Origin of the sequence: Colwellia sp. KU-HH00111 (genome assembly GCF_040362745.1) — a bacterium.
In the GTDB taxonomy this organism is placed as follows: Bacteria; Pseudomonadota; Gammaproteobacteria; order Enterobacterales; family Alteromonadaceae; genus Colwellia.
Genome location: NZ_BAABWO010000002.1, coordinates 443,045 through 460,003, shown reverse-complemented (window position 1 = coordinate 460,003; position 16,959 = coordinate 443,045). Strand labels below are relative to the sequence as shown.

The 16,959-nt window shown below is 40.0% G+C and carries 11 protein-coding genes; 1 reads left to right on the top strand and 10 read right to left on the bottom strand.

Annotated elements, in window-relative coordinates; translation table 11 throughout:
* Nucleotides 1-101 precede the first annotated feature (101 nt).
* The 10 genes from ABXG98_RS06300 to ABXG98_RS06255 all read right to left on the bottom strand — a co-directional run bounded on the left by ABXG98_RS06300 (nt 102) and on the right by ABXG98_RS06255 (nt 13,958).
* The gene (locus tag ABXG98_RS06300) at nt 102-3,068 is read right to left on the bottom strand and encodes a TonB-dependent receptor (RefSeq protein ID WP_353537844.1); all 2,967 of its coding nucleotides are present in this window, start codon (nt 3,066-3,068) and stop codon (nt 102-104) included.
* A 90-nt stretch (nt 3,069-3,158) separates the two neighbouring features.
* On the bottom strand, nt 3,159-5,819 hold the full coding sequence (locus ABXG98_RS06295) for a family 16 glycosylhydrolase (protein ID WP_353537843.1): 2,661 nt from the start codon (nt 5,817-5,819) through the stop codon (nt 3,159-3,161).
* A 261-nt stretch (nt 5,820-6,080) separates the two neighbouring features.
* Complete coding sequence (locus tag ABXG98_RS06290) at nt 6,081-6,920, bottom strand: LytR/AlgR family response regulator transcription factor (RefSeq protein ID WP_353537842.1); 840 nt, start codon at nt 6,918-6,920, stop codon at nt 6,081-6,083.
* Nucleotides 6,917-8,029, bottom strand: a complete 1,113-nt coding sequence (locus ABXG98_RS06285) for a sensor histidine kinase (protein WP_353537841.1) — start codon at nt 8,027-8,029, stop codon at nt 6,917-6,919. The genes ABXG98_RS06290 and ABXG98_RS06285 overlap by 4 nt, the downstream gene beginning before the upstream one ends.
* 450 nt (nt 8,030-8,479) lie before the next feature.
* Entirely contained in the window at nt 8,480-8,770 is a 291-nt protein-coding gene (locus tag ABXG98_RS06280) for a type II toxin-antitoxin system RelE/ParE family toxin (RefSeq protein ID WP_353537840.1), read from the bottom strand.
* Nucleotides 8,763-8,984, bottom strand: a complete 222-nt coding sequence (locus tag ABXG98_RS06275) for a TA system antitoxin ParD family protein (RefSeq protein WP_353537839.1) — start codon at nt 8,982-8,984, stop codon at nt 8,763-8,765. The genes ABXG98_RS06280 and ABXG98_RS06275 overlap by 8 nt, the downstream gene beginning before the upstream one ends.
* Nucleotides 8,985-9,306: 322 nt before the next feature.
* A complete protein-coding gene (locus ABXG98_RS06270) occupies nt 9,307-10,011 on the bottom strand; it encodes a nucleotidyl transferase AbiEii/AbiGii toxin family protein (protein WP_353537998.1) in 705 nt (234 codons plus the stop codon).
* 189 nt (nt 10,012-10,200) lie between these two features.
* Nucleotides 10,201-10,728, bottom strand: a complete 528-nt coding sequence (gene abiEi / locus ABXG98_RS06265) for a type IV toxin-antitoxin system AbiEi family antitoxin (RefSeq protein ID WP_353537838.1) — start codon at nt 10,726-10,728, stop codon at nt 10,201-10,203.
* Between the two features lie 387 nt (nt 10,729-11,115).
* Entirely contained in the window at nt 11,116-12,507 is a 1,392-nt protein-coding gene (locus ABXG98_RS06260; RefSeq protein WP_353537837.1) for an MFS transporter, read from the bottom strand.
* A 113-nt stretch (nt 12,508-12,620) separates the two neighbouring features.
* Nucleotides 12,621-13,958 carry an SLC13 family permease gene (locus tag ABXG98_RS06255; RefSeq protein WP_353537836.1) on the bottom strand — a complete coding sequence of 446 codons (1,338 nt, stop codon included), beginning with the start codon at nt 13,956-13,958 and terminating at the stop codon, nt 12,621-12,623.
* Nucleotides 13,959-14,120: 162 nt separating this feature from the next.
* Here ABXG98_RS06255 and uvrA point away from each other — a divergent pair, with 162 nt between their 5' ends.
* Complete coding sequence (gene uvrA, locus ABXG98_RS06250) at nt 14,121-16,955, top strand: excinuclease ABC subunit UvrA (protein WP_353537835.1); 2,835 nt, start codon at nt 14,121-14,123, stop codon at nt 16,953-16,955.
* Nucleotides 16,956-16,959 lie beyond the last annotated feature (4 nt).

Here is a 16,959-nt window from a genome sequence, read left to right as displayed (position 1 = left end):
ATAAAGGCGGCTAGTGATTCAACATCGCACTAACCTCTTTATTTTGCATAAAGCGAAAAACTTAACGCTGCTCAAGTAGCCAGCGTTATTTTTTCTACCGATTAAAAGCTATATCTAGCTCCTAAGCTGTAGCGAGGACCATATTCGCGTGCAAATAAAAACTGTCTTTCATAACGTCCAAAGCCTTGCTCCGTTTCGTTATTAAGGTTGATGCCCTCAACGAATACAGTGAATCGTTCATTAACATCATAATTAACGCTCATATCCCACTGACCAAAAGCTTTAGCAAATTGTGGTGGGTTGTCTGATGAACCTTGATCCTGTCCAACACCAATCAAGTACTCATCTCGCCAGGCATAAGTAACTTTGACTGACAAACCATCTTTTTCATAAAAAGCTTGGAAGTTAGCTGAGTCACTTAAGCCCGTTAATGGGGTTTGTTGATCTAAACTATTCACATCAAATTCAACATCACCATCTACAAAAGTCGCATTAACCCCAACACCAAAGCCGGTGTCTCCAAACAGGTGCTGAACAGCAAGTTCAAAACCATCAACTGTTTTGTTGTCAGAGGCATTAAACGGACGTTTGATATCCCAAGTCATCAATGGGTCGTCTGCATTTGGTGTTAAATAGCCTTGTTCATTTAGTGTTGAACCATTAGCTTGTATTTGCGCAAAAATAGCATCATTGGTAGCTTGTTCACCTCGCCCTTCAATATCACTAATAGCTTGCTGCCAACGTGGCCCTAAATAAACATCATTAAAGCCTTCAATGGTAGTTGAAACAATTTGACTACCAATAAAGTTTTTAACATCTTTTCTGAAATAGCCAAGTGCAGCATAGCTGCCCTCGTCGTAATAATATTCAAGGCTTAAGTCAAAGTTTGTTGACTCATAAGGTTGTAGATTAGTATTGCCTTCACTGCCATTGCGCGAGCCAATTTTGGGGCTTCCTGAAAGACTTCGTCCACCGGCTAAATCTCCTAATGGCGCTCTAGCAATGGTTTTACCCCAAGAAACACGGCCAACTACCTCATCGGTAATATCAACTTTGAGATCGAACATCGGCAAAAAGACATCATGTTCACCGGTTAGGGCTAAAAAGTTATTTTCACCGGGTAAATATTGGGTATGCCATTCACTGCCACCTTTCCACCACACAGCGGTGGGTACAGGTTGTAATACATTACTGGTGACTTTTGTTTCTTCATAACGCACACCCACATTTAACTGTACTGGAAAATCAGCGACATCAAATTCCCAAGCGGTTTGTAGGTAAAGGCTAGTGGTGTCTTCTGCTACTGAGCCAGCTGACTGTGTCCCCATGTCATGGTAGGCAGTGGTAGCGAAATAGTCATCACCACCAAGAACATCATTGGTAAGAAATGCTTCTGATCTAGCAACCAGCTCATCAAAATCAAACGTGTAATAGTAATGCGGATCTAACGAGCTTCCTCCACCATCAAAGGCTCCTAAGAAGTCGCTGGTATCGTGGCGGGTAAACATGCCATCGGGCAACATTGCCGTATAAGAAGGGTTAAATAAGAATCCACCAATTAATCCACTCCAAGCGCTCGAACCACTAATGTTTTGCTCGGTACGGGCAATACCAAACTTAATATCAACTAGCGGTATATCAAAAACATCATTATCCCATGCACCATCAAGTTGTAATTGCTCAACTTCAGCTTTGCCTGGCGAGTGGATAAATTGACTAAAATGTGAATCAATTTCACTAGCTGCCAATTCATTTGTACCGTTATTCCAGAGTATTTCAGCATGTGGCACCTCACCCGTTCTATAGTCGTAAAACTTAGTATTAAGTTGGTCAGAGCCTAAAACTAACGAACCCGCGCTATCCATCCCCTTATCTTTGCCATTATCCGCTTCATTGCTAGAGTTATGATAATCTAAAGTAAGCGATAAGGTGTCATTGACCATCCAATCTAGGTTGAAACCAATCGATTTTGCTGCCACTTCGGTGGTATCACGATTAGCACTAAATGAACCGTCATTGCCACTAATATCAGCGTAAACAACCGTACCATTTTCATCTAGTTCATAGCCATTGATATTACCTCCATAATCATTCCACATCCCCCACCCTATGGAGTTTGTTCCTGTAACTGCTTTTGAGCCGGTATAATCAAAGGTTAGAATAAGATCATCGATGGGCGCATATTGTACAACTACATAGCCGTTGGTTCTTTCCCGCTGGGTGTTAGCTATGGTGTAGTTCATGTCACGAGGAAAAAAATGATCACCTATGCGGTTTCCCTCGTCATCAAGTGGCCTAGGGTCGATAACATTGGCTGCATCTAAATTACTAGGCAAAGCAACATTGGCTTGCCACCCCTGTATTCCTGCGCTTTGTTGCTGAAAATCTCGTCGTTGATGATTAAAGGCAAAGGCAAAACCTAAGCTTTCATCAGCAAAGGTGTTTGAATATAAAGCAGAGAACTCTGGCGTAATATCATCGCCTTCTTCATTAGAGGTATCATAAAGCGCCTTAGTCGATATTGATAATTTTTCACCTGGGCTAGAGAGCGGCTTGGTGGTAACAATATTGACGGTTGCGCCTAAGCCTCCGGTTGGGTTTTCAGCTCTAGCTGTTTTATATACTTCTAATGCGGAAACACCTTCTGCAGCTAAATTTTCAAAATTAAACGAGCGACTATTACCCGTACCCGGCATTTGTCTGCCATTTAAGGTTACTAGGTTAAAATCCGGCCCAAATCCACGTACAGTAATTTGACTACCTTCACCATTACTTCGACTTACAGACACCCCAGTGATGCGCTGTAACGATTCAGCCAAGTTGGTATCTGGAAATTTGCCCATTTCTTCAGAGGAAATCGCATCAACGACCCCAGACATATCCCGTTTTAAATTCATTGCTCGGGTTAAGCTGCCTTTTATACCTCTAACCTCAATGACTTCAACTTGATCTTCTTGTTCTTTAACTTCTTCAATAGCTTGTGCAGAAATAGTACTAGTTAGACTTGCAGTCAATGCTGCAGAAATATACAAGGCTAAGCGTTTTTTAGAGAATTTTAATTGTTTCATGTTTACCCTACTTTCTTATAATGAGTTGGAAAAGCGGTACTACCTTGCCGAACAAATGTGTACCGCATAACACGTTTATATAACGAGTGATTACGGTGCTTTGATAACCACATTATCAAGGCGATATACCGCTCCTTCACCAGCTCCCCATGCAGGGAAAACCATTAAGACATCAATTTGATCAATTCCTAAACCAGCATCAAATAGACTTTGTAATGAATAAGTATAGCTTTGCCATTGTCCAACCACAGGATCTACTCCTTCTTGGCTAGCATTTAAAGCAAGCTCAACCGCAGCAGAAGCATCACCTGACTCTATTTTAAACAACCAAGCAGCATCTGAATTATTAGGTGCATTAACAACCTTCATTTCAAATTGAACAACCCCATTAGACAGTAAGTTTGAGGCATCTAAATACACGTCATCATCGGCTAACAAACCCATCACTGTTGGCGAAGCACCAATAACAAACTCAGCAGTAGCGCCATGCTCAGTGTCGTCATTTTCTATGGTTGGGGTTGAACCGCCACAACAGTCCCAAATACTCCACTGTTCCTTCACTTGCTCAGCAAACAACACATCACCGCTAAAGCTGTCTGATGCATTAGGATCATAAACCTTGGCATTATCAACTCGATAAATAGCACCTTCTCCAGCGCCCCATGCAGGGAAAATCATGAGCACATCAATAGCGCTAACATCTAAACCGGCATTAGCTAAATCAGACAAATTGTAGGTGTACGTTTGCCATTCCCCTGCTGTAGGCGCGACACCCTCAACACTCTCTGATAATGGCAACTCTACTGCTGTATCGCCACCCGCTGCTTCAATTTTAAATAACCACGCTGCGCTGGTATCATTTGGCATTGAGGTAACTTTCATGTCAAATTGCACCACACCATTAGACAAAATACTCGAGGCATCAAAAGGAGCGGGCTGTTCGGTATTACCTTCTCTAGAAATAAACCCCATCACCGTTGGACTTGCGCCAATAGCAAATTCAGCCACTGCGCCATGAGCATCATCTTCATCCGTTGCAACAACAGGCGTTGAACCACCACAACAATCCCACATAGGCCAACTTGGGTTTTCTGCATCATCAAAAAGGACAACTTCTGGAGAAGAAGTATTAACGCCTGAATCAATTTCTACATTAGTGATGCTATACACCGCCCCCTCACCTGCTCCCCATGCTGGAAATACCATAATGACGTCAATTGCACTTAGATCTAAACCAGCATCAGCTAACATCTTCAGCGGAAAAGTGTAGGTTTGCCATTCTTCCGCTGCTGGTAAAATGCCTTCTGAACTCTCAGATAAAGACATTTCAGCTGCCGTAGCACCGTCAGAGCTTTCTATTTTGAATAACCAAGCTGCGCTGGCATCATTTGGCATTGAGCTGACCTTCATATCAAAACGAATAGAGCCTGTTGCTATTGCTGGAGAAGCATCAAAAGGGCTTGCTACACCAACGGGGTCGGTTATATTACCCTCTCTTGAAATAAAACCATTGACGGTTGGTGATGCACCCACAGAAAACTGCATTACATTACCTTGATCAGTATCTTCAACAACTACAGGTGTTGAACCACCACAACAATCCCATGCTGGCCAATTTGGATTAATCGCACCAGTAAAAATGCTCAGGCTTTGTGGAACAGCAACTGATGGTAGCTTAGGAATTGGCGCTGCACCCTCTACCAAGGCATCGTCAAGACTATCGTAACCACCTCGAACAGTGTCACAACCTTTACCCGTATCAGGATTTTGATTACATTGATAAACACGCACATAATCAATTTCAAAGGTTTGTCCATGCTCAAATGCTGATGCATCAATGCCTAGGTTATTGACATTTTCCGGCCAATCCCCCCCGACGGCAAAGTTTAAAATCATAAAAAACTGTTGATCAAAAGGCGCTGCATCCCAATGGGTAGTTAACTCACCCGTTACAGCATCATAGTATTCTGCAAACCAACCTTGGTGGGCTAGGCCAACTGCCACGTCTTTACTGTTATAGCGCACTTGCGATTGACGTTGTGTGGCATATAAGTAGTCATCAACATACCAACGAATTTCACCTTGTTGCCATTCAATCGCGTAAGTATGGAAGTCATCAGCAGGGTTTATCCCCTCAGGTAAACTGTAGGATTTTCCTGAATGTGCATTATCAGGCCATGCTTTGCCATAGTGGAGTGTACCGTGAATATTGTTTTCGATAACGCCTTCGGCATTAGTTGTTTTCAAGTTAACCGCTTCAAGAATATCGATTTCACCCGATTTTGGCCAACCACCGTAAGTTTCATCCGTGGGTAACATCCAAAAGGCCGGCCAACTGCCTTGGCCGCTGGGTAGTTTTGCTTTTACCTCAAACCTACCATAAGTAAAATCCGCTTTGTTTTTGGTAATAATACGTGCAGACGTATAAGGTTGCTCAGCCCCATCTGAGGCAGGTAATGCAACAATATTTAGAATGCCATCACTGACAAAAGCATTGTCGCTACTGTCGGTGTAACATTGTTTTTCATTGTTACCGCCACCTTGGCAATTGACTTCATGAGTCCATTTATTGGTATCAATTGCAGTACCATCAAATTCATCACTCCATACTAACTGCCAATCAGTAACTGGCTGCTGCGGGTCAACCTTGCTTGCATCAGTATTGGTGGCAACATCGCCCCCACAACCAAGCAATGATACGGCTGAAGCCAATACACAAAATTGTGTGATATTTCTTACAACTTTAATCATAATTATATTTCCAAAGACTTAACATCTACTGTTATTTTGCTCAGTTGGTTCTTTTTAGTTTTTGTGCCACTCAACCAAACAAAAAGTTGTTAAATAGTTATACGCTCAATGTTCACAATACGCACAAGCTATCCCCTAGCGTTATATTGTGTTAGCAACGAAGGGGTTACAATTAAAATGCGGCATCAAGGGTTAATAACGCGGTATGGGTATTTTTTATTATGTATGTGCGATAACACGCAACAAAAACACGTTAACGGGTTATGTTGCTGTTTTTGATTCGATTAATTCTTGAATGGCTGAACTGAAATTTCGACTTACTTTAAGATGAATATCGTCACCGAGCTCTAAGATACTTTCACTATTACGCAACGCACGAATGCTTTTAATACAGTTAACATTGACCAAGGTTGATTTATGGATACGTTTAAAAACGCGCTCATCTAACTGACTTTGCAATTTTTTCATGGTGATACGCACAATATGGGTTTCTTTTTTGGTATGTACGCACATGTAATCTCCTGCAGCATCGATCCATCGAATAGTATTTACTGGCAAAAACACTTTTTCATTATCACTATTTTTAATGACCAACTCTTGGCAAAACGATGTTGGTAGTGGTTCACCTGATTGTAACCAACTCTCTAATTCTGAGATTGCGATACCTGAACTTTTACCCAACGCCTGCAACAATTTAAATTTTTCGTGTTCTTTGCTAGCCTGTTTAGGGTTATGTTTTTCAAGTAATCGTTCAACTGTTTTCTTCAAACGTCCTAAATTAGCGGGTTTTAACACATAATCAATGGCATTAAGTTCAAATGCATCAATCGCATATTCCCCGTAAGCACTCACAAAAACAATCATTGGCAAGATATCAGATTGCAGTGCTTGCACCACTTCAATACCATTTAAACCCGGCAAACGCAGATCAAGAAATAACACATCTGGAGACAGTTCATGACACAAGGCGATAGCTTGATCACCGTCACTGGCTTCACCAATCACGTTAATTTCAGAAATTTTTTCAAGCCGTAAGCGTAACCCTTCAAGGGCAAGCGGTTCATCATCAACGATAATGGCGGTTAGCACTTTTTTACTCATGATAATTTCTCAAAAGGTACAGATATACTCACGGTTGTCCCCTTCTGGTCATTGATAGCTATCTGTATATTGTAGTCACCATTAAACATAGCATCCAATCGCGCTTTAGTATTACTCATACCAATACCAAAGCCATCACTCACCATGTGGTGTTTTCCGTCACCATTATCTAACACCTTTATAAGTAATCGATCCCCCTGCTTTGCTGCGGAAATAGTGATATTGCCACCTTCTTTTCTAGGTTCAATGGCATATTTTATGGAGTTTTCAATTAAGGGCTGCAACAACATGCTAGGTATTTGACAGTTCAACACTTCATCACTAATTTGCCGATTAATACTTAACCTATCAGCAAATCTGACCTTTTCAATAGACAAATAAATATCCAACAACTGTAATTCTTTGTGCAAATTCGTTTTGCTTTTTGTCTTGTTATCTAAAGAATATCGAAAAAATTCACACAGCTTATCTAGCATCTCATTCGCTTTATCATTTTCATGTTTATAAATCAGCGTTGAAATAGCATTAAGAGTATTAAACATAAAATGAGGGTTTAGCTGATATCTAAGCATTTGCAATTGTGCATCTTTGGCTGAGGTTTGCGCCCTTAGCAACATTTCATGCTCTTTTTGTAGTCTGGTGTTGTACAACATAATGAAAAAGAATGCCGTCCAAACAAACATAGTGGTTAACGAAAACATTAACCAACCGCCAAACTCCAACATATTCCAGCCTTCATTCCAGTGCTGATGATGGACAATCACCTTAAACGAACTCATTTTGATAACGTTATAAGTCAAGCCGAGTACTGCCGCTGATAAAAAGCTGCAAAACAATGTTTGCTTTAATGGCAAATGGACAATACGGCGAATCAACTGCCATTGTAAATAAGACAGTAGAAAACCACTCATGGTTTCTACTATTAGATTAACAATTTGCTCTGAAAGGCTGAAATTTGGATCGTCAAGTTGTGGGCGAATAATAGCGAGAAAAACCACCAAGGCATAACCGAGCCAGCCAGCAATTTGTAACGTCCAAAATTGATGACTCTGCTTAGAGAAAGTTTGAGCTTCTATTTCTAGTGAAGTTTCTATGTTAAATTCATCCATAACACCAACGACATATTGTCATCATAATAGTAAAAATGAATCAATGTAGCGATAATATTTAATTAAAGCGTTTTTTTTCGACAAGGCGTGCCTATTTCGAGACAAGGTATTAAATAATTTGACTCAATTGACAAAAGCGTAGAGGTGTCATAAATAATGGGCGTGGCATCAATTAATTAGTGTATCGGTGGCGCGGGTAATTTTTGAGATTATATCTATCTCACTATCGCCCCAAAACGCCTTACAAATGGATCAAGTTTCAAACATTTCACTACTATTTTCAAAAGATTTAAATTCAATAGAGTTTCCACTATAGTCGAGTACAAACATTGTATTTTGTTGCCCCATTTCGAGATAGCATTAAGCTTAAATACGTCCACTCTACTTATCATGACTATGTGCAAAACATACACAGAGGTTTCTTGTACCAGTAAGGTAAGCTTGTATTACTTAAATTAGCTTTTTGATATCGCGATAAAAGTTCTCATGCGACCCTAACGTTAATAATTCCAAAGTGACATTTCCATCTTCATAACTGTACCCAAGCAAAGTTAGTTGTTTAGTCATTTTGAACTTATAAACACGCAAAAAAGATAAGTCACCTTTCTTTTGCTCACCAATTAGCGGATCTTTAATCAACTCCCTGATCGCATTATCTAACTCTATCTTTTGATTTTTATGTAGCTTTTTAACTGTTCTTTTAAATATTGGCGTTTGAAGAACTTTAGTAATTTTAGTCAAATTGGTAGTTCTCTAACTTGCCTGCTTCTTTTTCAGCTTTAGCGATAATCGCTTGTTTTACAAACTCATAAGGCAATTCAGGATTATCTTCCATTATCTCACCTATTTTTGCCCAATGTTCAATTTGCTTTGGCGTAGTTCTATTTAAAGCTCTGCCCATAATGGTTGCTTTACTAACTAAGCTCTCATCTAATCTAATACTTGCTGTTGCCATGATAATCTCCACTCATCGTCAATAACACAATCGTAGCACACAGCTACTTTTGATGCAACTTACCACAGAAGGGTTTAGGATGTGAGTTGCTCAGAGTGGTAAGCCATTATTTCGCACCTAAAACCTTAAAATTTTAGAATTGACTTACTGTAAACCTATCTCGCTTTGTGCCCAAAGCGCCATAGAAAACCAATTTTATATCATAAACACTATGACGTTATCGCCACCTTTTCGTAAAAGAACTTATAATAACTTCCATACCAAGACCAGATCTATTCATTGAAATATACCTAAATTAATTGGGGATATGAGTGTCAGATACTCATATCAAATGGGTTTGTTTTAGGAGGCAGAGACTGTATGTCAGCATTTGTGCCAGTTGATTTATCTCATTTTTTAGATACGACCAATAGTCTGGATTGTCTACAGTTCGTTGCTTTATTTTGGCAGGGACAAAACGTGACATTTCGCTGTTAAAATCAATCTTTACTTCATCAGCATTATTTAGTCTATATAACTGTGTTTGCAACATTTCAAAGAAGTCATCTTGCTGCTTTCCTCTGGCTTGTAGTTTATTATATGTTAACCCTGTATTTACTTTGATTCCTTGTTGCTTTATCCAAACTATATCCCAAAGATCACGAGGTTTAATTCGTCTTGAACGATAGGCTAAAGCGATAAATTTATCAGCAAAAATTTCTTCAAGTGACTGCGTTGGTATTAAATACCCTTCAGTAGATACATCAATACCATAATGGTTTATTAATGGTCGTTTTTGAACGTCGAAAGAAGGAATGGCACAAACATCGATATGCATTTTTTGACGCGGAATATCAGGTCTATTAGACTTCCTTTCTATACTTATTTTCCATGAAGATGTGTTTCCTTGTTTTTCTTGGCTCGGTTTATTTACCCATACCTCAACTTCGTATTTTTTTGAAAGGTAGTGTTGAATATCATTTTCAAGTCCGTTGAAGTCTGATGGCTTGAAGTCATGCCCTCCGTTGAAATCTAAATCTTCAGACAGACGAGAGCTGTTATAACAAAGTCTTAGAGATGTGCCACCAATAAATGTTAAATGTTAAATGTTGTAAGACACCTTGCTCTACGAGAACATGCATGATGTCATGATGTAAAATTTCCTTTTCAATCACAGGGATTATTCCTGCATATTCAGGGTGTTGCTGTAGAATCTGATTTATGTAGCGCGATAGCATTAACTGTTCTCCAGCATATGGGTATTACGACGACAAGATTTTAGGTCAGCTATAGCCCGACTTACACTGGCCCTAAACATTTTAATGTCAAAATCAAAGTACACATCATTTTCTAATTGCTCTAAGGATTTCTTAGTATGAATAAATTCAACAATACCGTAGGCTGTATCAAATTTTCCTTTTCTTCCTTTAGTCATAACTGTTAGCCTATCCATTGTGATTTGCGATATATCACCAGTATGACTCAGTTGGCTTTCAAGACTAATATAGTTAAAAAAACCAGCTCTGAGTTTTTTGGCAACATTAAAAAGTGCTTTTGATAAATCGGGAGGAGTGATAGAGCTGGTGTATATGCCTTTTGTTACTCTTATCAGTGTACCTCTTTTAACGCAATCGGTTAAAAACTTGTTAAATTTTGGCGTTACCTGCTCATCTAACATGTAGGCAAGTTCGGCAGTATCAAATACACTGTCTCCAGAGGCTATTGATTTTGCTATAGCAGATGTGAGTTTTTCAGACTTATTCATCAGTATACAGTTTATTACTTATAGTGTAATAAACTGTATACTGATGATGAATAAATAACAAGCACTACACGTATCAAATACAAATAACCCTCATGTTTAAAGAGTAAATTTATAAAAACTATTATGGAGTTTATGGCTGCTTTATTAGCCTTGGTGACTGTCAGGTGTAATCTAATGTATCATTCACCTAACAAAATTGAATTTAACGCGTGTAGAAAAAGGTAAACTAAAATAATATCTAGTTCAGCTCGAATATTGATTATTAATAGCCTGGTTATTTATTAAGCTTCACAAAAATACACCGAAAAGACATGACCTTGCTGTAATAAAAACACCACGGTCATGAAATAGTATTAATTGACCAAAACTAGTATGGCTGTGCTTAGCTTAGCTTAGCAAGGCTTTTACCGCAGGCAAATCTACAAGTTTGTCATCTACCTTTAAATAGGCTACTGCATGACTTTTTTCGCTAGCATTACCATCAAGCTCATCATGTACTAGGGTTGCTTCAATAACGCCCGGCATATTGATCAGCAACTCAGCAACTTGTTCCGCTTTTTCTTCACTGTTAATAGTGGTACTAAAGGTAAAGCTTTTTGATTTTTTCAGTTTTTGCATACCAAAGCTCAATAGCAACCAAAATATACTCACTACCGCCATTACTAAAAATATACTGTTCTCACCAAAATGACTCGCCACTAATCCACCGACAATACCACCAACAAACGCGCCTAAAAATTGGCTACTAGAATAAATCCCCATTACGCTGCCTTTAACCCCAGCAGGCGCAATGCGCGAGAGAATAGAGGGCATGGTTGCTTCTAAATAATTAAAGGCTGTAAAAAACAGCACCACAGAGATGATCAAGCTGGTTAAGCCTGAAGGTATCAACCACAATAACAGCAAAGCCACACTCAGCAATGCGACTGCACCACTAAACATTGGCTTTTCTTGCTGCTTTTTCATGGCGATAATCATAAAAGGCACCATTAAAAAGAACGAGCCAAGTAACGTTGGGAGATATATTTGCCAATGATCTTCTAATGCTAAGCCACTAGCAACAAATTGCTTTGGCAAGGTCACGAAACAAGCGGTTAATGCCATATGTAAAACAAACACCCCTGCGTTTAAACGGGCTAACTGTGGGTGACGAACAAGTTTAGCTATTTGCTCAGGTAAGGCAACACTGTCTCCACGCGGCGCTTTGCTGACCGAATAAGGCACCATAAACTGGATCATAAACATAGCAACAATAGTTAATGCGCCAGTAAACCAAAACAAGCCACTTAAACCAAAGGCATCAGCCACTATAGGCCCTAAAATCATTGCTAGGGTGAATGACAAACCGATAAACATGCCAATAGTGGCCATGACTTTTGGGCGCTGCTCTTCACGACTTAAATCAGCCGCTAATGCTAAAATTGCACTGGCAATAGCGCCCATGCCTTGCAGTGCTCGACCAAGTACAACGCCATAAATACTAGTAGAAAGTGCGGCAACAATGCTACCGATTAAAAACACCACCAACCCAGCTAAAATCACCGGTTTACGGCCATACTTATCCGACAATATTCCCATAGGTATTTGCAGTAATGCTTGGGTTAAACCATAGGCACCAATGGCAAGCCCAAGCCATAAAGGGCTATAACCTGCAAGCTGTTCGCCGTAGATAGCAAACACTGGCAAGATCATAAATAACCCTAACATGCGCACACCAAAAACACTGGCAAGCGAAAAGGCGGCTTTTTTCTCGATACGGTTTAAACCTGAAACACCCATGAAAATTTTTACCTTGTGTTAAAAATATAACGAGCCTAAACATTGCTCAAATACAAAATCGACGTAGTTTACCACGCTATGCTCAGCAACAAAATATTAGTCAAAAATATACCTTAGATAATTAAAGCACCAAGGCTTGCTATCACGAAAGCAAACACCACATTAAGTACCAAACCCGCACGCATCATTTGCTGCTGAGGTACAAATCCCGAAGAGAATACAATTGCATTAGGCGGAGTAGCAACGGGTAACATAAAGGCACAAGAGGCACTTAAGGCAATAACAACCGCGATGACAACAGGGGGTAACTGTAAATCAACCGCAACCGACATAAATAAAGGCACTAATAGTGCGGCGCTTGCTGTATTGCTAACTAACTCAGTAAGAAAAATAACAAACAGACAGATAATCAATAACAATAACCAACTGTTATTTGCTGGTAAATGGCCACTTATTTGATTGGCTAACCACATACTAGCGCCTGAGGAATTTAACATAGCGCTTAACGTTAAGCCGCCACCAAATAAGATAAGAATCCCCCAGTTTGTTTGCTTGATAAATTCATCATAAGGTAAGCACTTAGAGCCAGTTAACAGGATAATAGCCAGCACGGCTAGCATGGCGTCAAACCCTGATGAGACACCTAAAAGTTCAGACAATGGCACACTAAAAACCCAGCCTAACGCGGTCAATGCAAAAATAGCTAGTGCTATATTTCGCTGCCAATGATAATCAGTGCGTTTTATTTCAAAGGTGACCGGCTGGCTAAACTTTGGCCTAAAAATTAGCAGTAGAATACCAATCATCAGCGGAAATAATATTACAAATAGCGGCAGCCCCCACTGAATCCAATCAGCAAAACTTAACCCAGTTGCCGATGCCGCAATGGCATTGGGCGGGCTACCAATAAGCGTCACCATGCCACCCAAATTTGCCGAATAAGCTAAGCCTAATAACACAAACACATACAAACTTGGGTTTTCATCCGCACGTTGTCGTGACAGTAACCCCAACGATATCGGCAGCATTAAGGCAATAGTGGCAGTATTACTGATCCACATGGAGAGAATAGCCGTAGTAATAAACAGAAATACAATAGCGACAAACGGGCGTCCTCTCGCCAGCGACAACATGGTTAATGCAAATAACTGATCTAAGCCATATTTTTGTAAGCTCGCGGCTAAGGCAAAACCGCCCATAAAAAGAAAAATAATAGGATTGGCAAAATTTTCAAACGCTTGAGGCGCTGATAACAACCCAGTTGATAACGCTAAAACGGGGATCAATAACGCAGTAGTACCAATAGGCAGCGCTTGGGTTATCCACAGCCAAGCAATAGCAACAAAAATAGCCATACCTTGCTGTACTTGCACTTCTGCATCAATAAAGCCTCTTGCTGCGAAGAAAAACACCACCGAGAGCAATAAGTTAACCGTATTTTTAGTAAGCAAATTAGCGCCTATAAGTGAAAGTAACAGATAATAAAGCCAAGCTAGATTCTAATATACTTCTGAGTAAATTGATAAAATAAAAGTGCTCATAAACCGAACATTTTTCTATATTTATGTCATAATACTCGGCTGAAATTTTACCCATGGATTAATAGATAAAAAATGAGAAACATTGACGTCAGAGGGGCGCGTACCCATAACCTGAAAAACATCAGTTTAACCATTCCTCGTGATAAATTAGTGGTGATCACCGGGCTATCTGGTTCAGGTAAATCATCACTGGCTTTCGATACCTTATATGCCGAAGGGCAACGTCGCTATGTTGAATCGTTATCAGCCTATGCTCGTCAATTTTTATCGCTAATGGAAAAACCTGATGTTGATCATATCGAAGGGTTATCACCAGCTATTTCTATCGAACAAAAATCTACTTCTCACAATCCTCGCTCTACTGTGGGTACAATTACCGAAATATACGATTACTTAAGATTATTATATGCACGTGTTGGTGAGCCTCGTTGTCCAACTCATAAACAACCACTAGCGGCTCAAACCGTTTCTCAAATGGTTGACAAAGTTTTAGCCCTTGAAGAAGGTACTAAAGTAATGCTGCTTGCACCAGTATTGCAAAACCGCAAGGGTGAACACATTAAATTGTTAGATAACTTAGCCGCCCAAGGGTTTATTCGTGCCCGTATTGATGGCGAAGTATGCGACTTATCTGATCCACCAACACTAGAATTACATAAAAAACATACTATTGAAGTAGTGGTTGATCGCTTAAAAGTGCGTCCAGATATTCAATTGCGCTTATCTGAATCGTTTGAAACCACCTTAGGTTTAACCGCTGGCACCGCCAAAGTTGCCTTTATGGATGAACCTAACAAAGAAGAATTGCTATTCTCAGCTAATTTTGCCTGCCCACATTGTGGTTACAGTATGCAAGAATTAGAGCCACGATTATTCTCTTTCAACAACCCTGCAGGTGCTTGCCAAACCTGTGATGGTTTAGGTATTGAACAGTTTTTTGATAGTAATCGCATCATCGCTAATGATGAATTAAGCCTTTCTGGTGGCGCGGTTCGTGGTTGGGATAAACGTAATTTTTATTACTTTCAAATGCTGCAAGCACTCGCCGAACATTACCAGTTTGCCTTAGATAAACCATTTAACTCATTAACCGAAGCAAACCGCCAAGTGGTACTTTACGGCAGCGGCAGTGAAGAAATTGAATTCAAATACATGAATGATCGCGGTGATGTTGTTGTACGCAAACACCCATTTGAAGGCATCATTAATAATATGCAGCGCCGCTATAAAGAAACAGAATCGAATGCGGTGCGTGAAGAATTAGCCAAATATTTAAATAGCCAACATTGTCCTGACTGTAATGGTAGTCGTTTACGCTTAGAGGCGCGCAATGTGTTTATTGATAATACGCCATTACCTATTGTCGCTGAATTTGCTATAGCGGATGCCTTAGCATTTTTCAAAGGCTTAAGTCTTACTGGGCAAAAAGCACAAGTTGCAGAGAAAATTTTAAAAGAAATCAACGACCGTTTAGGTTTTTTAGTTAATGTTGGCTTAAATTATTTAAATCTATCACGCGGAGCCAACACATTATCCGGCGGTGAAGCGCAGCGTATTCGCTTAGCCAGCCAAATTGGTGCCGGTTTAGTTGGTGTAATGTATGTTTTAGATGAACCATCAATTGGCTTACATCAGCGTGACAACGAACGTTTACTCAGTACCTTGATCCATTTACGAGACTTAGGCAATACTGTGATTGTGGTTGAGCATGATGAAGATGCCATACGTGCAGCAGATTTTGTCATTGATATTGGCCCGGGTGCTGGAGTACATGGCGGTGAAATCATTGCCCAAGGCAGTGTTGACGATATTTTAAATTGTAAGGACTCACTTACTGGAAAGTACCTGTCTGGCGAAGAGGCAATAGAAATACCTGACGTTCGTCACCCGTTTGATAACAAGAATATCGTTGAGCTACTAGGTGCTAGTGGTAATAACTTAAAAGATGTTGACTTAGTCATCCCTAACGGCTTAATGACCTGTATTACTGGGGTTTCAGGCTCAGGTAAATCTACCCTAATTAATGATACCTTATATAAAATAGCCCATATTGAACTTAATGGTGCCACCGTTGATGAGCCAGCGCCTTATAAATCTATCACGGGGTTAGAACACCTTGATAAGGTTATCGATATTGACCAAAGCCCCATTGGCAGAACGCCTCGTTCAAACCCTGCCACATATACTGGCATATTTACCGCTATTCGCGATATTTTCGCCGCCACCCAAGAGTCTCGCTCTCGTGGTTATAAGCCTGGACGTTTTAGTTTTAATGTTAAAGGTGGACGTTGTGAAGCTTGCCAAGGTGATGGTCTAATTAAAGTAGAGATGCACTTTTTACCTGATGTGTACGTGCCATGTGATGTTTGTAAATCAAAACGCTATAACCGTGAAACTTTAGAAGTACTTTATAAGGGTAAAAATATTCATGAAGTACTCGATATGACCATTGAAGATTCTTTTGAGTTTTTTAATGCCATTCCTGCGGTCAAACGTAAATTGCAAACCTTGCTTGATGTCGGCTTAGGCTATATAAAGCTTGGGCAATCTGCAACTACCCTTTCGGGTGGCGAAGCTCAGCGAGTCAAATTATCAAAAGAGCTATCCAAACGCGATACCGGTAAAACCTTGTATATCTTAGATGAGCCAACCACAGGCTTACATTTTCATGATATTAAACAGCTCTTACATGTTATTCATCGCTTACGCGACCATGGTAATACCATAGTGGTGATTGAGCATAATCTAGACGTAATAAAAACCGCTGACTGGATTATTGATTTAGGTCCTGAAGGTGGCTCAGGTGGTGGCGAAATTTTAGTTACCGGTACGCCCGAGCAAGTAGCACAGCATGAAAGTTCTCATACTGCGCATTTTTTGAAGCCCTTATTGGATAAAAATGGTTAAATTA